This window comes from Pelomonas sp. KK5 (assembly GCF_001984095.1).
Classification (GTDB): domain Bacteria; phylum Pseudomonadota; class Gammaproteobacteria; order Burkholderiales; family Burkholderiaceae_C; genus KK5.
In genome coordinates, this window is record NZ_LYVQ01000014.1 from 13,304 (window position 1) to 33,289 (window position 19,986).

General features: G+C 69.3%; 15 protein-coding genes and 1 tRNA gene. 3 read left to right on the forward strand and 13 right to left on the reverse strand.

Annotated features, from left to right (window positions below):
* Positions 1-56: 56 nt before the first annotated feature.
* The 5 genes from B0W88_RS03385 to B0W88_RS03405 form a co-directional block, all read right to left on the reverse strand.
* Positions 57-2,966 (reverse strand): ribonucleoside-diphosphate reductase subunit alpha, encoded by a 2,910-nt coding sequence (locus B0W88_RS03385; RefSeq protein WP_077033245.1) that lies wholly within the window; start codon positions 2,964-2,966, stop codon positions 57-59.
* A 540-nt stretch (positions 2,967-3,506) separates the two neighbouring features.
* On the reverse strand, positions 3,507-4,967 hold the full coding sequence (locus B0W88_RS03390) for a sigma-54 dependent transcriptional regulator (RefSeq protein ID WP_077033246.1): 1,461 nt from the start codon (positions 4,965-4,967) through the stop codon (positions 3,507-3,509).
* Positions 4,964-6,772: a PAS domain-containing sensor histidine kinase gene (locus B0W88_RS03395; RefSeq protein ID WP_083748544.1), complete on the reverse strand. Its 1,809-nt coding sequence runs from the start codon at positions 6,770-6,772 to the stop codon at positions 4,964-4,966. Before B0W88_RS03395 ends, B0W88_RS03390 begins: the two co-directional genes overlap by 4 nt.
* Positions 6,769-7,041, reverse strand: a complete 273-nt coding sequence (locus tag B0W88_RS03400; protein WP_233151610.1) for a PP0621 family protein — start codon at positions 7,039-7,041, stop codon at positions 6,769-6,771. The genes B0W88_RS03395 and B0W88_RS03400 overlap by 4 nt, the downstream gene beginning before the upstream one ends.
* Entirely contained in the window at positions 7,041-7,838 is a 798-nt protein-coding gene (locus tag B0W88_RS03405; protein WP_233151611.1) for an inner membrane protein YpjD, read from the reverse strand. The genes B0W88_RS03400 and B0W88_RS03405 overlap by 1 nt, the downstream gene beginning before the upstream one ends.
* Before the next feature lie 71 nt (positions 7,839-7,909).
* On the opposite strand from B0W88_RS03405, the gene ffh reads away from it, so the two are divergent.
* On the forward strand, positions 7,910-9,301 hold the full coding sequence (gene ffh, locus B0W88_RS03410) for a signal recognition particle protein (RefSeq protein WP_077033248.1): 1,392 nt from the start codon (positions 7,910-7,912) through the stop codon (positions 9,299-9,301).
* A 4-nt stretch (positions 9,302-9,305) separates the two neighbouring features.
* On the opposite strand, the gene ftsY is transcribed toward ffh, so the two are convergent.
* Positions 9,306-10,385 carry a signal recognition particle-docking protein FtsY gene (gene ftsY, locus B0W88_RS03415; RefSeq protein WP_077033249.1) on the reverse strand — a complete coding sequence of 360 codons (1,080 nt, stop codon included), beginning with the start codon at positions 10,383-10,385 and terminating at the stop codon, positions 9,306-9,308.
* 124 nt (positions 10,386-10,509) lie between these two features.
* Between ftsY and B0W88_RS03420 the strand changes: the two genes are divergently transcribed.
* Together B0W88_RS03420 and B0W88_RS03425 are read left to right on the forward strand one after the other, a co-directional pair.
* Positions 10,510-10,586 (forward strand) — tRNA-Met (locus B0W88_RS03420).
* Positions 10,587-10,753: 167 nt separating this feature from the next.
* Entirely contained in the window at positions 10,754-11,170 is a 417-nt protein-coding gene (locus B0W88_RS03425; RefSeq protein ID WP_077033250.1) for a hypothetical protein, read from the forward strand.
* Positions 11,171-11,191: 21 nt separating this feature from the next.
* Here the strand turns inward: B0W88_RS03425 and B0W88_RS03430 are convergent, their stop codons facing one another.
* From B0W88_RS03430 to B0W88_RS03460, 7 genes are all read right to left on the reverse strand, one after another.
* Positions 11,192-12,505: an APC family permease gene (locus B0W88_RS03430; RefSeq protein WP_077033251.1), complete on the reverse strand. Its 1,314-nt coding sequence runs from the start codon at positions 12,503-12,505 to the stop codon at positions 11,192-11,194.
* Positions 12,486-14,591 carry an amidohydrolase family protein gene (locus B0W88_RS03435; protein ID WP_198937762.1) on the reverse strand — a complete coding sequence of 702 codons (2,106 nt, stop codon included), beginning with the start codon at positions 14,589-14,591 and terminating at the stop codon, positions 12,486-12,488. Before B0W88_RS03435 ends, B0W88_RS03430 begins: the two co-directional genes overlap by 20 nt.
* Positions 14,592-14,607: 16 nt before the next feature.
* Positions 14,608-16,032, reverse strand: coding sequence for a hypothetical protein (locus B0W88_RS03440; protein ID WP_083748545.1), 1,425 nt, complete (start codon positions 16,030-16,032; stop codon positions 14,608-14,610).
* A gap of 9 nt (positions 16,033-16,041) precedes the next feature.
* Complete coding sequence (locus B0W88_RS03445; protein WP_077033254.1) at positions 16,042-17,166, reverse strand: aminotransferase class V-fold PLP-dependent enzyme; 1,125 nt, start codon at positions 17,164-17,166, stop codon at positions 16,042-16,044.
* Entirely contained in the window at positions 17,166-18,614 is a 1,449-nt protein-coding gene (locus B0W88_RS03450; protein WP_144006580.1) for a S10 family peptidase, read from the reverse strand. The genes B0W88_RS03445 and B0W88_RS03450 overlap by 1 nt, the downstream gene beginning before the upstream one ends.
* On the reverse strand, positions 18,607-19,092 hold the full coding sequence (locus B0W88_RS03455; protein WP_077033255.1) for a RidA family protein: 486 nt from the start codon (positions 19,090-19,092) through the stop codon (positions 18,607-18,609). Before B0W88_RS03455 ends, B0W88_RS03450 begins: the two co-directional genes overlap by 8 nt.
* An 87-nt stretch (positions 19,093-19,179) precedes the next feature.
* A complete protein-coding gene (locus B0W88_RS03460) occupies positions 19,180-19,986 on the reverse strand; it encodes a transcriptional regulator (RefSeq protein WP_083748546.1) in 807 nt (268 codons plus the stop codon).

Sequence of the window (19,986 nt, forward strand, 5' to 3'; positions counted from 1 at the left end):
CACTGGGATCTCTCGCGCCGACGCGTTTGAGTCCCAGTGATTTGACCGTTAGGCTTTTACTGGCAGGCCTCGCAGTCCGGGTTGTCGATCGAGCAGAACTTCATGTCGGTCGCAGGCAACGCTTCATCGACCGCAGGAGCCGCTTCGACCGCAGCGACGGGCGCCGACAGCATCGAAGAACCCGCACCCGAAGACACCGCATTGAGCTGGCCCGACTTCGTCACCGTGCTCTTCTCCACGCTCGACGCGCTGGTGGTGCGCAGGTAGTAGGTCGTCTTCAGGCCGCGCAGCCAGGCGAGCTTGTAGGTCTCGTCGAGCTTCTTGCCCGAGGCGCCGGCCATGTAGATGTTCAGGCTCTGCGCCTGGTCGATCCACTTCTGGCGGCGCGCGGCGGCTTCGATCAGCCACTGCGTGTCGACTTCGAAGGCGGTTGCGTACAGCGTCTTCAGCTCTTCGGGCACGCGGTCGATGCGGCGCAGCGAGCCGTCGAAGTGCTTCAGGTCCATGACCATCACGTCGTCCCACAGGCCCAGCTTCTTCAGGTCGCGGACCAGCGATTCGTTGATGACCGTGAACTCGCCCGACAGGTTCGACTTGACCGAGAGGTTGCCGAAGCAGGGCTCGATCGAGGCGTCCACGCCGATGATGTTGGAGATCGTCGCGGTCGGGGCGATGGCCACGCAGTTGCTGTTGCGCATGCCGTGCTCGGCGATGCGGGCGCGCAGCGCGTCCCAGTCCAGCGAGGTGCTGCGGTCCACGTCCACATAGCCGCCGCGCTCCTGGGCCAGCAGGTCCAGCGAGTCGATCGGCAAGATGCCGCGGTCCCACAGCGAGCCGCGGTACGACGAGTAGCGGCCGCGTTCCTGCGCCAGCTCGGTCGAGGCGAGGTAGGCGTAGTAGCAGACGGCTTCCATCGAGCGGTCGGCGAACTCCACGGCCTCTTGCGAGGCGTAGGGCGTGCGCAGTGCGTACAGCGCGTCCTGGAAGCCCATGATGCCCAGGCCGACCGGGCGGTGGCGCAGGTTCGAGTCGCGGGCCTTCTTGACGGCGTAGTAGTTGATGTCGATGACGTTGTCGAGCATGCGCATCGCGGTGGCGACCGTCTTGCGCAGCTTCTCCTGGTCGATCGCGCCGTCCTTCAGGTGCTGGACCAGGTTCACCGAGCCGAGGTTGCAGACCGCGATCTCGTTGTCATTGGTGTTCAGCGTGATCTCGGTGCACAGGTTGGACGAGTGCACGACGCCGACGTGCTGCTGCGGCGAGCGCACGTTGCAGGCGTCCTTGAAGGTGATCCAGGGGTGGCCCGTCTCGAACAGCATCGAGAGCATCTTGCGCCACAGGTCCTTGGCCGGCATGCGCTTGAACAGCTTGATCTCGCCGCGGTCGGCCTTGGCCTCGTATTCGGTGTAGGCCTTGTCGAAGGCGGAGCCGATCAGGTCGTGCAGGTCCGGGCAGGTGGAGGGGCTGAACAGCGTCCAGTCGCCGCCCTCGATCACGCGGCGCATGAACAGGTCGGGAATCCAGTTCGCGGTGTTCATGTCGTGCGTGCGGCGGCGGTCGTCGCCGGTGTTCTTGCGCAGCTCCAGGAACTCCTCGATGTCCAGGTGCCAGCTCTCCAGGTAGGCGCAGACGGCGCCCTTGCGCTTGCCGCCCTGGTTCACAGCCACGGCGGTGTCATTGACCACCTTCAGGAACGGAACGACGCCTTGCGACTTGCCGTTGGTGCCCTTGATGTGCGAGCCAAGCGCGCGCACCGGGGTCCAGTCGTTGCCCAGGCCACCGGCGAACTTGCTCAGCAGCGCGTTTTCCTTCAGCGCCTCGTAGATGCCGTCGAGGTCGTCGGAGACCGTCGTCAGGTAGCAGGACGAGAGCTGCGAGCGGCGCGTGCCGCTGTTGAACAGCGTCGGCGTGCTGGACATGAAGTCGAAGGTGGACAGCACTTCGTAGAACTCGATCGCGCGGGCTTCGCGGTCGATCTCGTTCAGCGCCAGGCCCATGGCCACGCGCATGAAGAAGGCCTGCGGCATCTCGATGCGGACGTCGTCCACGTGCAGGAAGTAGCGGTCGTACAGGGTCTGCAGGCCGAGGTAGTCGAACTGCAGGTCGCGGTCGGCCTTCAGCGCGGCGCCCAGCTTGGCCATGTCGTACTGGCCCAGCTTCTCGTCCAGCAGTTCGGCCTTGATGCCCTTCTTGATATAGGTCGGGAAGTATTCGGCGTAGCGCGAGTGCATCTCGGCCTGCGTCACCTCGCCGCCGATGATCTCGCGGCGGATCGTGTGCAGCAGCAGGCGGGCGGTGGCGCGGCTGTAGCCCGGATCCTTCTCGATCAGCGTGCGGGCGGCCAGGATGGAGGCCTTGTAGACCTCGTCGATGGCGACGCCGTCGTACAGGTTGCGCTGGGTCTCGGTGAAGATCGGCTCGGGCTTGACGTCGGCGCCCAGGTTCTCGCAGGCGGAGACGATCAGGCTCTTCAGGTGGGCCACGTCCAGCGGCACGCGCTGGCCCTTGTCGACGACCATCAAGCCGCTGGTCTCGGCCGGGGCGGCGACTTCGCGCTGGTGGCCGCGCTCCTGCGAGCGGCGCTCGCGGTACAGCACGTAGGCGCGCGCCACTTCGTGGTGGCCGCCGCGCATCAGGCCCAGCTCGACCTGGTCCTGGATGTCCTCGATGTGGAAGGTGCCGCCGGCCGGGCGCGAGCGCAGCAGCGCGCGCACGACGTTCTCGGTCAGGCCGTCCACCGTCTCGCGCACGCTGGCCGAGGCCGCGCCGCTGGTGCCGTGCACGGCTAGGAAGGCTTTCATCAGGGCAACCGCGATCTTGCTGGGCTCGAACGAGACCACCGCGCCGTTGCGGCGGATGATCTGGTACGCCTGGTAGGCGGATGCGGCGGCGTTGGCCGTGCCGGCCGGCACGGCCCGCACCGCACCTTCGGGTCCGGTTTGAGCGACAGCGCTTGCTTGTTGCATGAAGATTCCTCGTTCGGTCTGAAAGGTCAGCAGAAAAAGCGCTGCCCTGGGCGCGTCAGGCGCGCCTCGGGCGGGCGTCATTTCGTGGGTTTGTTGCGATTCGCTGGGAGCACTGCTTCCCTGCTCGGGCAGGCTGCAAGACGGTGGTCCGAAAGGTCCGACGGAGTGGACCGGGGGCAATGGTCTTGCAGCACTTCTTTGCCAGGGCTGAAGGATAGCATGAGGACACTATATATGTGGCATCGGGCACCTTCAAGCACTAGCCATAGCGTCCATGAGCGTGACGCGGATGTTGCAGAAAGTTAATGGAAACGCGGCCGGGCGGCCCGTTTTCCCGATGCCTTCTGGATGCCGCGGCGCGAACCCGCACCAGGCCTGCATCAGCGAGGCAAATCGCCCGCCAGGCCGCGCCAAATCTCGCTCTGAGGCCGACTCGGGTCAGGTCTTGCCCGCTGCACGCTGTTCACCCTGTCGCTGGGTCGCCATTCTGCAACCGGGGAAACACCTGAGATCGCTAACGCTGAGTCTCGACGGCGTCGTTCAGCCCTCGCCCGCGGCGATGTTCAGCCGTGCCATGCGGTAGCGGATCTGCCGCAGCGACAGGCCCAGGCTGGCGCCGGCGGCGGTGCGGTTGAAGCGATGCAGTTCCAGCGCCCGCAGCAGGATGGCGCGCTCGACCTCGTCCAGATAACTCGCAAGATCAGCGGGCAGTTCCGCCGGCGCCTCGGCGCCGGGCTCGGCCGGCGGCAGGGCCGGCTCCGGCGCGTCCAGCGTGGCGAACTGGGAGTCGTCCAGCAGCGTCTCGGGCAGGTCCAGGTCCGCCTCGTCGATCAGTTCGCCGCCCGACAGCGCCAGCGCCCGGTGCAGCAGGTTCTCCAGCTCGCGCACATTGCCGGGGAAGGCATAGCGGGCCAGCTGCGACTGGGCGGCCGGCGTCAGCCGCGGCACCGGCGAGACGCCGGCGTCGGTGGCGATGCGCTCCAGCACCCGCTCGGCGATCAGCGGCACGTCCTCGATGCGCTCGCGCAGCGGCGGCACGCGGATCTGGATCACGTTGAGGCGATAGAACAGGTCCTGGCGGAAGCGGCCCGCGGCCACCTCGGCGCCCAGGTCCTTGTGGGTGGCGCTGAGGAAGCGCACGTTGACCGGCGTCTCCGCCACCGCACCCACCGGCCGCACCGAGCGCTCCTGGATCGCGCGCAGCAGCTTGCTCTGCATGGCCAGCGGCAGGTCGCCGATCTCGTCGAGGAACAGCGTGCCGCCGTCGGCCGCCTGGAAGAAGCCCTCGCGGTCCTCGGCCGCGCCGGTGAAGGCGCCCTTGCGGTAACCGAAGAACTCGGCCTCCAGCAGCTGCTCGGGGATGGCGCCGCAGTTGACGGCGACGAAGCGCTGGCGCTGCCGCGCGCTGCAGTCGTGGATGGCGCGCGCCACCAGCTCCTTGCCGGTGCCGGACTCGCCCTGCAGCAGCACCGGGGCCATGCTGCGGGCGACCTTCTCGATCAGCGAGCGGACCTGCTCCATCGCGGCCGAGCGGCCAGCCAGGCGGGCCAGGGCGGGCGTGGACGCAGCCGGCTTCGACGAGGAGCCGCTCGGTTTGGGCGTTACGGCCGGCGCCTGCGCGGCCGGCGCACGGCCCAGCGCGGTGGCCACGACCAGGCGGAACTGCCGCAGATCCACCGGCTTGGTCAGGTAGTCGTACGCACCCGCCTTCAGCGCCTCCACCGCCCCCTCGGCCGAACCGAAAGCGGTGATCACCAGCGCCTTCTCGCGCCGCCCCTGCCCCTCCAGCCAGTTCAGGATGTCCAGGCCCGAGCCATCGGGCAGGCGCATGTCGGTGATGACGGCGCTGTAGGCACGCGCGGCCAGGCGGTCCAGCGCCTCGCCGACGCTGCCGGCCGTCTCCAGCTCGTAGCCTTCGCGCAGCAGCGTCAATTCATAGAGGGTGCGCAGGTCCGGCTCGTCGTCGACGACGAGCAGGCTGAATCCGGGGGCTGGGCTCATGGGGTGATCGGGTTGGGGAACAGGCGCAGCGTCAGGACGAATTCGTTGCCGCGCGCGGCGCGGCGGTGCTCAAGGCGCGCGCCGTGGCGCTCGCAGAGTTCCCGGCAAATGTACAAGCCCAGGCCCGAGCCACGGCTGCGGGTGGAGAAGAAGGGCTCGAACAGGTGGCGCTCCACCTCGGGCGGGATCGGCGGCCCGGCGTTGAAGACGAGCAACCGCGCCCAGCCGGGCTCGCCCTCGGCCGTGGCCAGCGTGACCTGCACGGTGCCCGCGCCCTTGTCGGCATGGCGCAGCGCGTTGTCCAGCAGGTTGACCAGCACGCGGCGCAGGTGCTCGGTCTCGAAGCTCACGACCAGCGGCTGCAGCGGCACGCTGCAGACCAGCGGATCGTCGGGGCCCGGCGGCAGGCCATTCGTGCGCGCCCAGTCCAGGCAGGTGCCGGCGACCAGCTCGCTCGCCTCGACCGGCATCGACTCCGGCGCCTGGCCCGGCGCCAGCTCCGTCACGTCGTCGACGATGCGCTTGAGCCGCTCGACATTGCTGGCCACCATGCGGGTCAGCTGCTGCGCACGCGGCTCCTCGGCCACGTCCTCGGCCAGCAGGGCATTGGCCTGGGCGATCGCGGCCAGCGGGTTGCGGAACTCGTGCGCGATGCCCACCGACACCCGGCCCATCGCAGCCAGCCGCTCCTGCTGGCTGCGCTGCTGGACGCGCCGCTTGTCCTCGATGAAGAGCAGGCAGACGTCCTCGGTCGTCTTGCCCGCGGCGCGCCGGCGGGTGAAGCGCATGCGCAGGCGCAGCGCACGCTGCTGGCCGGCGCCAATCAGCAGGGTCACGTCGCGCCCGCCCTCGGGCCAGGCGCCGGCGGCAAAGGCCTGCTCGACGGCGCCGACCAGCGGCTGCCAGGCCGGCACGCCGCGCAGCTGGAACGGCGCCGGGCGCACCGGCTCGTCGCAGTCGGACAGCAGGCTGCGCGCCGCCGGGTTGGCCGCGCGCACGCGGCCGCGGCGGTCCACCACCAGCACGCCCTCCTGCATCTCCTCGATCACCAGCCGGTTCAGCTGCGCCTGCTGGCGCGCATATTCGAGGCTGCCGCGGGCGGCCCGCTCCTCGCGCCGCAAGCGCGTGGCCATCTCGTTGGCCAGCAGGCTGATGACGAAGAAGCCGGCGCCGACCAGGCCCGCCTCCGTCATGCGCAGGCCGACGTCGGCGCCGCCCAGCACCGACCAGCCCGCCACGCCCAGCATCAGCAGCGCCGCCATCGCCGCGGTGGCCAGCGCCAGCAGCCGCGGCGTCAGCACGCCGGCCATCAGCACCGGCAGCACGAACAGGGCGCCGTAGTTGATGCTGGCGCCCTGCCCCAGCGCATGCAGCACGCCGAACACGATCAGGTCCAGCCCGATGCTGGCCCACCACTGCGGGCTCGACACCCGCGCCAGCGTCCGCACCGTGGTGCCGCGCTGCAGGCGCGGGAACAGCCACAGGGTCAGGGCTTGCACCGCATAGCCGATCACCAGCACCACGTTCCAGCGCGGCGCCGGCGCACCGAACCGGCCGGCCACCAGCAGCGCGAACACCAGCGCCACGCCCAGCGCCGCACGGGCCAGCAGGAAGGCGCGGAACAGGCGAACGAAGGCGCTGTCCTCGGGCGTGCGCTCATTGCGCCGGCGCTCCTGCTGGAAGAAAAGCTGGGTGTCCAGCAGGCCGGAGCTCGGCGCCTCCCCGGCCTGGGGCTCGAGGATCGACTCGTCGACCGCGTCCGCATCCTGGCCCGGGCCGAACCAGGATTGCGCGGAGTCGCTCATGACGAGGACGATCCGCCGTGCGCCGCCTCGTAGGCCGCGCGATGGGCCGCGCCGCAGAACACGCCGCCGCGGCCGGGCAGCGCCTCGTCCTGCGGCAGGTGCAGGCCGCACTGGGCGCAACTGACGATGGCCTTGGGCCTGGGTGGCGCCGGGGGCGGCGGGGGCGTATCCCGGCGGGCCTGCGCTTCGCCGCCGCCGCGCTGTCGCGCACCCAGCATGAAGAACACCAGGCCCAGCACGATGAAGAGCAGCAGGTACTTCATCATCATCAGACGATCGGCCGCTGCAGGATCACTTCGAGCACGAAGCGCGAGCCCGCATAGGACAGCAGCAGCAGCACCGCACCGAGGTAGAGCCAGCGCGTCGCCAGCCGGCCGCGCCAGCCGAAGGCGCGCCGGCCGGCCAGCAGGCCGCTCAGCACGATCCAGCCGAGCACGGCCAGCAGGTTCTTGTGGTCCCAGCGCCAGTGCGGCGTGAACCACCAGCCGAGCAGGATGGCCAGCGAGAGCACGATGACGCCGGCGGCCACGAACTGGAAGGTCAGGCGCTCCAGGCGCAGCAGCGGCAGGCCGGGGCTAACGCCGGGATTCGACGGCTTGTGCCCGCGCAGCTGCCGCTCGGCGCGATTGAGCATCACCGCATGCAGGACCGCCACGCCGAACAGGCCGTAGGACGCCAGGCCCAGCACCCAGTGCAGCGGCGCCCAGGGGGATCCCGCCAGCGGCCGGCTCTCGCCGGGGAAGGCCACCGCCACCAGCACCGCGAGCAGCGCCAGCCCGGCCAGCACGCGCCGCGCGCTGGGCAGCGGCAGCAGCCGGCTCTCGATCATGTAGACGGCCAGCACCAGCCACAGGGTGGCCGACAGCGCCGGCGCGAAGCCGAAGCGAGCGCCCGGTGTGGGCAGGCCGATGCCGGCAATGTCGATCGTCAGCGCCACCGCATGCACCAGCCAGGCGAGCGGCAGCAGCCACTGCAGGCGCTCGCGCCCGGCGTTCAGCGCCGCGCCGAGATAGGCCAGCGCGGCCAATGCGCTCACGGCGATCAGGACCTGGCCCGAGGTCTCCATCGATGCCCCAGATAAAATCATGGTCCACAGTGTACTTTTGCGCACCCGCCTCGCCAGGCGGCGCACCCTCGATGGCCTCCAATCTGACCGACCGCCTGAGCCAGCTCGTGAAGACGATGCGCGGCCAGGCCCGCATCACCGAATCGAATGTCCAGGACATGCTGCGCGAGGTGCGCATGGCCCTGCTGGAAGCGGACGTGGCGCTGCCGGTCGTGCGCGACTTCATCGCCCGCGTGAAGGAAAAGGCGCTGGGCCAGGAGGTGGTCGGCTCGCTGAACCCGGGCCAGGTGCTGGTCTCGGTCGTCCACAAGGAACTCGCCGCCACGATGGGCGAAGGCGTGGCCGACATCAACCTCGCCGCCCAGCCGCCCGCCGTGATCCTGATGGCCGGCCTGCAGGGCGCCGGCAAGACGACCACCACCGCCAAGCTGACCAAGCACCTGATCGAGAAGCGCAAGAAGAAGGTGCTGACGGTCTCCGCCGACGTCTATCGCCCCGCCGCCATCGAGCAGCTGAAGACGGTCACCAAGCAGGCCGGCGGCGAATGGTTCCCGTCCACACCGGACCAGAAGCCGCACGACATCGCGCTGGCCGCGATCGACTACGCCCGCAAGCACTACTTCGACGTGCTGCTGGTCGACACCGCCGGCCGCCTGGCGATCGACGAGGCGCTGATGGCCGAGATCCGCGACCTGCATGCGGTGCTGAAGCCGGTGGAGACGCTGTTCGTCGTCGACGCGATGCAGGGCCAGGACGCGATCAACACCGCCAAGGCCTTCAAGGAGGCGCTGCCGCTGACCGGCGTGATCCTCACCAAGCTCGACGGCGACTCGCGCGGCGGCGCCGCGTTGTCGGTGCGCCAGATCACCGGCGCACCGATCAAGTTCGCCGGCGTGTCCGAGAAGATCGACGGGCTCGAGGTCTTCGACGCCGAGCGCCATGCGGGCCGCGTGCTGGGCATGGGCGACATCGTCGCGCTGGTCGAGGAAGTGACCAAGGGCGTGGACATCGCCGCCGCGCAGAAGCTGGCCGACAAGCTCAAGAGCGGCACCAGCTTCGACCTGAACGACTTCCTCGCCCAGATCTCGCAGATGAAGAAGATGGGCGGCCTCTCCAGCCTGATGGACAAGCTGCCCGCACAGATGAGCGCCAAGGCCGGCGCGGCCGACATGGACAAGGCCGAGCGCGACATGAAGCGCATGGAAGGCATCCTCAGCTCGATGACCGCCAAGGAGCGCGCCAACCCCAAGCTGCTGCTGGACGGCAAGAGCAAGGCCAGCCGCAAGAAGCGCATCGCCCAGGGCGCCGGCGTTCAGGTGCAGGACGTCAACCGCGTGCTGAACCAGTACGACCAGATGGCCGGCATGATGAAGAAGATGTCCGGCGGCGGGATGATGAAGATGATGAAGAAGCTGGGCGGGATGAAGGGCCTCGGCGGCATGATGCCGCCGGGCATGAAGTAACTCGTTATTCCAGCAGCGCCTGCGCGAACTCGCGGGCGCTGAAGGTCTGCAGGTCTTCCAGCTTCTCGCCCACGCCGATGAAATAGACCGGCACCGCGCGCTCGCGCGCGATCGCCGCCAGCACGCCGCCCTTGGCCGTGCCGTCGAGCTTGGTGACGATCAGCCCCGTCAGGCCCAGCGCGTCGTCGAAGGCCTTGACCTGGGTCAGCGCGTTCTGCCCGGTGTTGCCGTCCACCACCAGCAGCACCTCGTGCGGCGCGCCCTCCTGGGCCTTGCCAATCACGCGCTTGATCTTCTTCAGCTCTTCCATCAGGTGGAGCTGCGTCGGCAGGCGCCCGGCGGTGTCGGCGATCACCACGTCCTTGCCGCGCGCGCGACCGGCGCTGACCGCATCGAAGCTGACCGCCGAGGGGTCGCCGCCCTCCTGGCTGATGATCTCCACCGAGCTGCGATCGGCCCAGACATTGAGCTGCTCGCGGGCTGCCGCGCGGAAGGTGTCGGCCGCGGCCAGCAGCACGGACTGGTCGGCCTCGGCCAGGTGGCGGGTCAGCTTGCCGATGCTGGTCGTCTTGCCGGCGCCGTTGACGCCCACCACCATCATCACCGTCGGCGCGGCCTCGCCCACCGCCAGCGACTTCTCCAGCGGCTGCAGCAGTTCGGTCAGCGCATCGGCCAGCAGGCCGCGCACCTGTGCGGGATCGGTGGCCTTGCTGTCCTTGACCCGGCGCTTCAGGTCTTCCAGCAGGAACTCGGTCGCCTTCACGCCGGCATCGGCCATCAGCAGCGCGGCTTCCAGTTCCTCGTACAGCGCATCGTCGATCTGCGTGCCGGTGAACACCTGGGCGATGCTGGAGCCGGTCTTGCGCAGGCCGGCGCGGAGCTTGTCCATCCAGCTCTTGCGAGGCGCGGGTGCCGGTTCGGCCGCCACAGGCGCCGGCACCGGCACCGGCATAACGGCGACTTCAAGCGGTGCCGCCGGTGGGGTCAGTTCTTGCGCGGGAGCGACGAGCGGTGCGGCCTCGGGGGCCGGGGCGGGCGCAGCAGCGGAGCCGCCGCCGAACTTCTTCTTGAAAAAACTGAACATCGATGGAGGCGCCGAGTGGGGTCGAGAAGGCCCCGACAATCGAGGCTGCGAGCCGCTCCGAAAAGAATTTCGAAGAATGCTTGCATTGTCTCCCAAAAGCTGGCTAGAATAGCGGGCTTACGAAGGCGCTTTAGCTCAGCCGGTTAGAGCGACGGAATCATAATCCGCAGGTCCGGGGTTCGAATCCCTGAAGCGCCACCAAAACATGAAAGCCTTGCAGGTCAACGACCTGCAAGGCTTTTTCATTTCCGCACCGCGCAGCGCGCCTTCGTCCTCACACGGACGGCTGCTCCCACGCCCCTCGCGCGCTATAACGGAAGGCCAGCGCCATCGGACTTCCCGATGCCGCAGACCTGCGAGGTGCCACCATGCCTGACAGCGACGAACCGCTATTCCGCAAGGACTTCAAGCTGGAACTGTCGAAATTCCGGACCAAGACCAAGCCGCACCTGGTCGAGGCCCTGGCCTTGCGACTCGAGATGGCCGACCTGATGAAGGCCGACGCGCCCGACGACAAGCGCATGAAGGCGATCGACCTCAGCCTGAAAAAGCTGAACGACGTCTACCTCAAGGAGGCGGACGGCTTCGAGTCCCGGGTCAACAAGATGCTCAAGGACTGCACCGTGGCGCCCAAGGACGCGCGCGGGCTCTCCAAGTGGTACGCCGACCTCGTCGACAAGGAGTCCGGCCTGGACATCGGCAAGGACATGAAGCTGTGGGGCGAGGTGGACTTCGGCAGCAAGGAATTCACGCTGACGCTGAAGGGCAAGTTCTCGAACCCTTGAGTGAGCGGCAGGGCCCTCAACTCAACGCGAGCGCCTTCGCGCGAACCAGTACCCCAGCCCCACCACACCCCAGCCGACGACCAGCAGATACGGCCGCGCATCCGCCTTCAGCCCCGCGACGATGATCGCCGCGGCGGCCACGATGCCGATCCAGCCGGCGATGCGCACGCTCGTCGCGGACAAGCCCAGCTGCGCGCTGCGATGCAGCTCGGGATGGTGCTTGACCAGCCGGATCGCCGCCAGGCAGGAGCCGAGGTACTTGAGCATCGTCGGGATGTTCACCGCGAGCAGCAGGAAGACCAGGTTCGACGGCAGCAGCAGGCCCGCCATCGAAGCCAGCCAGGCGACCGCGAGCGCCACCGTCGGGCTGTTCTTCACCGGATGCAGCCGGCCCAGCGGCGCCGGCAGCACGCCGCCACGCCCCATCGCGAACAGGTAGCGCGAGAAGATCATCACCAGCGCGTTCAGCGTCTTCAGCACCGCGAAGACGGCGGCGCCGACGATCAGCGGCTCGGCGAGTTGCCCCAGCGGCCCGCGCGCGGCCTCCAGCAGCGGCGCGGCGCTGGCACCCAGCGCGGCGGGCCCGATCAGCCCCAGGGCCACGGTGGCCACGCAGGCATAGACGCAAGCGGTCAGCGCCACCGCCAGCGCGATGCCGCGCGGAATGGTCTTCCTGGCATCGCGCACCTCCTCGCCGATCTCGGTCGCCGACTCGATGCCGAGGAACAGCGTGATCATCAGCGGCACCGCGGCCAGCACGGCGGGCCAGCCGGCGGCCAAGGGATCGCCCAGTTGCGCCAGATCCACCTTGCCGACGCCGGTGACGCAGAACAGGCCCATCGCCGCCAGCAGGAAGACCATCATGACGGTCTGGGCCTGGGCGGCCACGCGGATGCCGAGCAGGTTGATGCCGAACAGCGCGGTGATGACGACGGCCTTGGTCGCCAGCTCCGGCACCGGCCAGACCATCCGCAGGTAGTTCACCAGCACCGTCGCCAGCGTCACGATGACGCCGACGCTGCCGAGGATGCGCAGCCACGCGATCATGAAGCCGAACAGCGGGTGCACGAACCTCGCCGGCCACTCGTAGGACGCGCCCGACTTGGGCAGCGCCGAACTCAGGTAGGCATACACCAGCGCGAAGGGCAGCATCGGCAGCGCCGCCAGCACCATGGCGACCAGCAGGCCGGAGCCCGCCACCTTCGCCGCCGGCCCCAGCACCGATAAGATCGAGACGCCGATCGCCGTGCCCGCGCCGAACATCACCACGCCCAGCAACCCCACCCGCGGCTCCAGCCGCGCGGACTCGGCCGCCTCAGTCGAGATGGGGTTCATCGTCATGTTCGGAGAAGAAGGCACCGCCGCCCTGGCCGTGAGCGGCGCTCGTCGTGGCGGCCGGCACGCTGATCGGCGGCGTCGATGCGAACGGCTTGATGCTCAGCGCCTCGTAGATCTCGCTCGGCTGGTAGACAGCGCCGCCCTTGAACACCAGCCGCGCCTTCTTGATCGCGCGGATGTCCCGGGTCGGGTCGTCGGCGACGAGAAAGAAGTCGGCATCCTTGCCGCGCTCGATCGTGCCGCGGCGCTGGCCCTGCTTCAGGTACTCGGCCGCGTCCAGCGTGCCGGCGCGCAGCGCCTCGGCGGGCGTGTAGCCGGCCTTCGTGTACAGCTCCAGCTCGCGGTGGACCGTGAAGCCGGTCTCGTCGTCGGTGCCGGGCAGCAGCTGGATGCCGCGGGCGTGCAGCAGGCGCAGCGTGTCCAGCAGCTTGTCGAAGGCAGCAAAGTAGGCCTTGTCGTCGGCCTCGCCCTTCAACGGCACGAAGGTACGCTTGCGGTAGCGCTGGATGCCGATCGGGAGGTGGTCCAGCGTGTCCACGTCGCCGGGCGGCAGCTTGCCGGCGCGGCTCAGCATCAGCCGCTCGATGACGACGATGGTCGGGTCGAGCGGGATCTTGCCGTCGACCATCGCCTGCACCGTCTTCTGCACCGGCGCGGAATTCAGGTCCAGCGTCGCGGCGCGGGCCAGCGCGGTCAGGCGCAGCGCGGTGCGGGTGTCCTCGCCGTCCTTCAGCAGCCAGCCGAGCACCAGCTGGTTCAGGTGGGTCAGCTCGCCGTAGCCGTCGGCGATGACGCGATCGGGCGTGTCGAAGGCCGGCACGTGGCCGGTGACGCCCATGCCGCGGCGCTTCGCCATCTCGACGATCGGCCGCACCCAGTCGGGGTTCATCGAGTTGTAGATCTTGATCTGGAAGTAGCCGCGGTCGGCATACCAGTCGACCCAGCGCTGCGCGTCCTCCAGCGATTCGGGGATCGCGCCGATGCGCAGCGAGAAGGGGCTGCGGCCTTCCAGCAGGCCGTTGGGCGTGATGCGCGGCCCGGCCAGGGTACCGGCCTCGATGCGCGGCAGCAGCCACTGCAGGAAGGCGTTGTCGTTGCCCATGTCTCGCGTGGCAGTGACGCCGGCGGCGAGATAGAACAGGCCCGAGTTCAGGCTGGTGTGCGAGTGCATGTCGTGCAGGCCCGGCACCAGCACGCCGCCCTGGCCGTCGATGACGACCTGGTCTGCCGCGGCGGCGCCGTCCTGCTCGTCGGGCAGGATGCCGGTGATGCGGTCGCGCATGACGACCACGGTCGACAGCGGCCCGACCTGGCCCGTGCGCGGGTCGAACACCTTCACGTGCCGCAGGCGCACCGGCGCGTCGTAGCGATGCGCGAGCCGGGCCTGCAGTTCGCCGGCGCGCAGCTGGTCGGCCTCGCCGACGGCGCGCTTCAGCTCGGCCGCCTGCGCTTCATAACCTTCGCGCACGGTGATGCCGAAGCCACCGGGCGCGGCGAACAGCCGGCCCTTGCCGTCGAGGAACACATAGGACGGGCTCAGCTGGATGCCTTCGAGCCGGTAGAGCTTCAGGTCCACCGCCTGGGCGCCCTGCCCCACGCGGCGCTTGCCCACCTCGATGAGCTTCATCGTGCCCGAGGGCAGCAGCGCGATCGAATGGTCCTTGCGCTTCAGCAGCGCCCGCGCGTAGACGCCCAGCGCCCAGGGGCTGTCGTCGTTCAGCACGTACAGCGGCGCCTGGGGCGCGGCCACCTCGCCGGCATCGGCCTGGCTCTTCCAGACGGCCTTGCCGGCCTGCCACTGGAAGCTCTCGTTGACGGCGCCGCCCATCAGCGAGGTGCCCTGCACGGTCCAAGCGAGCGGCACCTCGTTGGCACCCAGCGTCAGCGTGACGTGCTGCTTCGGGCCGCGGCCGTTGTCGTTGACTGCATAGTCCACGGCGACCGAACGGCCCTCGGTCGTGGCGACGATGCTGCCGACCTTCTCGCCGTTGGCGACGACGACAAGGCGTTCGGTGGTCGTGGCGGCATGGGCCGCGGCGCCGGCGAGCAGCAACGCGGCGGCAAGGGATCTCATAACGAACATGTTCATCGGACTCCGTTCAGCGCACGAACTCGCGCAGCGCCGCGGTGAAGCGCGCGAGGTTGGCATCGTCGTCATAGGGCGAGTGAGCGCCGGGCAGCACCTGCATGCGCACCCGCTCCATCGGCAGGCCCGCATGCTCCAGCGCATAGGTGGCCGCACCCACCGGCGTGGCCATGTCGTAGTAGCCACCGACGTAGAGCACACGCAGCTGCGGGTTCGCCGCCATCGCCGTCGCCACGTGGCGGGTGGCGTTCAGGTAGAAGGCCTCCTGCGTCGGCGATGCATCGAAGAAGTTCCAGCCGCCGTTGACGGTGAAGGACAGCGGCACGTACTTGCGCGTGATCGGCACGTTCAGCTCGTTGCGGAAGTAGGCCTCGGTAGGAGTCAGCTGATTGGCCACCGGTGCGGTGACGACCAGCGAAGGATCGTTGGTCGGCTTGCCAGCCGGCGGCGGCGCCGAGGAGCCGATGACCCGCGTGTCCAGCCGCCCGAGGCGCTTGCCGTCCTGGCCCAGCACATGGGTCAGGAAGTCCTCGCTGCCCGGCCGCAGGCGCTGCCTGACGATCTCGTCGACCGGCAGGCCCAGCAGCGCGGACAGGCGCGCGGCGATGGTCTTCTGGCGATCAGCAGGCAGCTTCGCGCCCTCCAGCAGCGCCGGCACGTACTCGTCGCGCGCAAAGGCCGTCGCCCGCTCGAACACCTGCTGCACCGTCTCGCCCTGAACCGCGCGGTCGCCCTTGCCGTGCTGCCAGGCGGCCACGGCCATCGAGGGCAGCTCCGCGCCGTGCACCAGCTCGTTGCCCGGTGCATCGGCCATCAGCGTGGCGTCCAGCATCGGCGAGATGAAGACGATGCCGCTCAGCGGCGGCAGCTCGGCGGTGAACTTCATCAGCGTGGCCAGCCGGTAGCCGCCATAGCTCTGCCCGCCGACGTAGACCGGCGCGCCCTCGCGCTGCGTCGCCTTGACGATGTGGCGGATCAGCGCGGCGGCGGCGCGGGCATCGGCCTCGGTCGCCCAGTAGCGGCTCTTGCCCGCTTCCAGCACCTGGCTGAAGCCGGTGCCCACCGGGTCGATGAAGACCAGGTCCATCGTGTCCAGCACGGTGAAGGGGTTCGGCTGGAGCTGCTTGTCCACATAGCGCTTGGGGCCGAGGCCGTTCAGATGCAGCGGCGTGGACGAGGCGCCGGGCCCGCCGTTGAACAGGAACAGCAGCGGGCGTGCCGCCTTGCCGGCCGCTGGAGGCTTCGTGTACATCGTCGCCGAGATCGTCGCGACCGGGGCGGTGGCGTCGGGCAGCGGCAGCTCGAAGAAGGTCGAGGTATAGCCCTGCTGCTGCGCGATCACCGGGGCTTGCAGCCACGATGGGTCGGCCGCAGCGGCAACGAGGCAGCACAGCGAGGCGGCGCAGGCGAGCGCCATTCGTCGGATGACAAGGTTCATGTGGAGGCCCTAGCGGAGGACATCGAGCAGGCGTTCGATGTCCGCCATGTCGTTGTAGATGGAGGGGGAAATGCGCAGCCGGTGCGGATGGAGCTGGATGTGGACGCCCGCCTCGGCCAGCGGCCCGGCAAAACGCTGCTGCGCGTTCTCGGCCGCGAAGGCGACCAGCGCCGAACGGTTCCCCCTCGGCGTCAGCGGCGTGAAGCCGCGCGCCGGCGTCAGCTCGCGCTGCAGCAGCTCCAGCATCGGCTGGCGGTGCGCCTCGATGCGCTCGATGCCGAGGTCCAGCAGCAGCGGCAGTGACTCGCACATCGCGATCGCCGCCGAATTGCTCAGCGTGCCCAGCTCGAACAGCGCGCCCGCCCCTTCCCGCTTGCGGTAGCTCAGCGCGTCGGTGGCCGGCGTCTCGAAGGGGAAGTGATGGGTGGCAAAAGCCTGCAGCTGCCGGTAGCTCTGCTGCATCGGCTTCAGCGCCTTCTGGGCGCGGCGGCTCGCGTAGAGAAAACCGGCGCCGAAGTCGCCCATCAGCCACTTGTAGCTGGCGCAGCAGGCGAAGTCGACGCCGCTGTCGTGCAGGTCGATCGGCGTGGCGCCGGCCGCCTGGATGATGTCCGCGAAGACCAGCGCGCCCTGGGCGTGGGCGATCTCGCAGAGGCGCTTCAGGTCGTGCTGGAAACCGTTCTGGGCGGACACCAGCGACACGGCCACCAGCGTCGTGCCCGGGGCGATGGCGTCGCCCATGTCCTCCAGCGTCACCGCGCCCTCGCGCTGCGGCACGATGCTGACCAGCCGGCCCTGCGCGGCCAGGGCCTGGTAGAGGTAGAGCGAGCCCTCGAAGTGCAGCTCGTCGGTGACGATACGCCCGGCCTGGCGCAGGCCCAGGGCGCTGACGACCATGTTCTCGCCGGCCGTCGTGCTGGGCACCCAGGCGAGTTCGTCGGCGTCGGCGCCGACCATCGTGGCGAACAGGCTCAGCGCCCGGTCGCGCGCCGCCTGCGTGTTGACGGGCAGGCCCTGCCTCGCGCTCGCGTAGGCGCCCAGCGCGGCGGCGGCCGCCCTGGGCAGCGGATGCATGAAGGCGGCATTCAGGAAGCAGGCGCCGGCCAGATCGAATTGGTCGCGGGCCGCATCCATCAGCGTGCTCCGGCCGCCAGCATCGCCCGCACGTCGCGCATCAGCGCCACGAGGCTCGCTTCGATCGTGTAGGCCATGTGGCCGCCCTGGTAGGTGCGCATCGTCACGCGCTCGCGCGGCCAGCCGCTCTGGGCCAGCGCCTGCTCGGCCGCGCCGACGGTCGTCAGCGTGTCGTGATAGCCGGTGCCGACGAAGACGCGCAGCGCCGGCGCCTTCTGCATCGCCACGCGCAGGTCTTCCATATAGGGCCAGTCGCCGAAGGGCTGGGCATTGCCCCAGTTCCAGCCGTCCAGGCCGTTCTTCACCGGCGAATCGGTCTCATAGGCGCCCAGCGTGGCGGGCAGGCCGAGTTCGCGCTTCTGATAGTCGGCAAAGGCCTCGTACAGCCGCGGCAGGATCACGCCCGAGGCGTCCTCACCGGGCTTGCCGGCCTTGGCGGTGTAGCGCCCGTCGTTGGCGCCCAGCACCAGGCCCTTGTCGGCCAGCAGCTCCATGCGGAAGCGCGGCTTGGAGACGCGCAGGTTCAGCGCCTCGTAGCGCTTCGCGGGCAGGCCGGTCAGCGCCTCCAGGCGGGCGGAAACGCGGGCCAGCTCGGCCTTGTCGATCAGCTGGCCCTTCAGCAGCGCGGGCAGGTACTCGTGGGTCGAGAAGGCGCGCACCTCGTCGAGGAAGGCCTCGAACGTGCGGCCCGCCGGCGCCACCTTGCCGTGATACCAGCCGAGCGCCGCCAGCGTGGGCAGCGAGACGACGTAGGACATCACATTGGCCGGCCGGTTCACCGTCTCGATGATGTTCAGCGCCTGGCCCATCAGCAGCACGCCGTCCAGCCGCACCGGCTGCGGCTTGTGCTCGACCAACTGGCGCGCGGCGACGGCGGCGCGGATCGTGCCGTAGCTCTCGCCGAACAGGTACTTGGGCGAGGCCGAGCGGCCATGGGCCTCGGACCAGCGCGCGACGAACTCGCTGAGCTCGCGCGCATCGCGCTCGACGGTGAAGAAGTCCTCGACGCGGCTTCCCTCGGCCGCGCGGCTGTGGCCGGTGCCGGCCGGGTCGTAGAAGACGAGGTCGGCGGCGTCGAGCACCGTCTCGCCGTTGTCCACCACCTTGAACTGGGCCGGGTCGGCGGCGAGGTCGTCGGGGATGGCCAGGCGCTTGGGGCCGAAGGCCAGCAGGTGCAGGTAGGCCGAGGCGGTGATCGGGCCACCGTTGAAGATGAAGATGAGGGGCCGCTCGGCCGCGGCATTGTTGCCGCCAGCGAGGTAGGCGGTCGACACGATGTCGGCGGCGGGCCCGTTCTCCAGCGCCACGCGGGTGCGCTCGACCAGCGCGCGGTAGGGCACGACCTGACCCTGGATGGTCAGCTCGTGCGCGCTCTCCTTGAGCAGCTCGGCCCGTGCCGGCGCGCCGAGCGCCAGGGCAAGGCCGACGACGATCAGCGGCTTACGCATAGAGCATCACCTCCCCTTCGATCTCCACCGGGATGTTGAACGGCAGCTCCGCCATGCCCACCGCGCTGCGGGTGTGGCGGCCCTGCTCGGGACCGTACAGCTCCAGGATCAGCTGCGAGAAGCCGTTGATCACCGCCGGCTGCTGATGAAAACCCGGCGCGGAATTGACCATGCCGAAGATGCGCGTCCAGGCCTTGATGCGGTCCAGGTCGCCTAAAGCGCGCTGCAGGCTGGCGAGGATGGCCAGGCCGGTCAGCTCGGCCGCGCGGTAGCCCTGCTCGATGGTCAGCTCCGAGCCGACCTTGCCCAGCGGCTGCGCCACGGCGCCGTCGTCGTCGAGCGGGCCGTGGCCGGAGAAGAGCACGCGGCTGCCCTGCACCTGCACGAAGGCGAAGGGCAGGCTCACGCCTTCCGGGGGCTGGATCTGAGCCGGGAGCTTCAGTCCGAGTTGCGCGAGGCGCTGTTCGATCAATGCCATGGTCCTGCCGGTTTGAACAAACGAAGTCTTTGTAAACAGTTTGTTGAATATCAGATGGAGGCTGCCCCTTGAGGGACAGCCCGGCGTTCAGGCGCGCTTCGAGCCGCGCGTCATGTTCTTCGGGAAGGAGGCCTCGTCGGTGTCACCGCGCTGGCGCAGCACTTCCATGTAGTTGTAGATCGTGAAGCGGGTGACGCCCAGCGCCTGGGCCGCCAGCTCGACACCGCCCTTCACGATGAACAGGCCGCGCCGCAGCATCGCCTGCACCGCCTGCGTCTTCTCGTCCTTGTTCATCATCGATACCGGCTTGCCCAGGCGGCGCACCGCGTCGCTGATGATCTCCTGCATCAGCGTGTCCATCTCGGGCTGCGGCTGGGCCGGGTGTGCCGGCTTGGCCTGCGAGCGCATCAGGAAGCCTTCCAGCCAGGCGTGCGTCGCCTCGAACATCGTCATGTCCGCGTTCAGGCACAGCGCCGCGTAGGGCTCGCCCAGCGAGTCGCGGAACAGCACCGTGGACGAGCGCAGCCGCAGGCCGCCGTCGGTCACCGTCGGGTAGTTCAGCATCACCGAGTGCAGGCCCTCGCCCTTGATCGAGAGCTGGCGCTGCGCCTCGTAGAAACCGACGTCATCGCGCGGGCCGGAGATGATCGACCCGCCGACGTCGCGGTTGGAGATGTGGCCGTTGGCGATGGCCAGGATCGAATGCTCGGGATTCGTCATGTCGTGCAGCAGCACTTCCACGTTGGGCCCGACCATCACGCCCAGCATCTCCACGATCGGGCGCAGCGCCGCGAACAGCGTGGCCCGCTCCTTGGCCACGGCCTCCGGCAGCGCGCCCTTGCGGGGGCGCCACTTGGGCTTGACGGTGTCGACGCTGCTTTCCTTCTTGGCCAT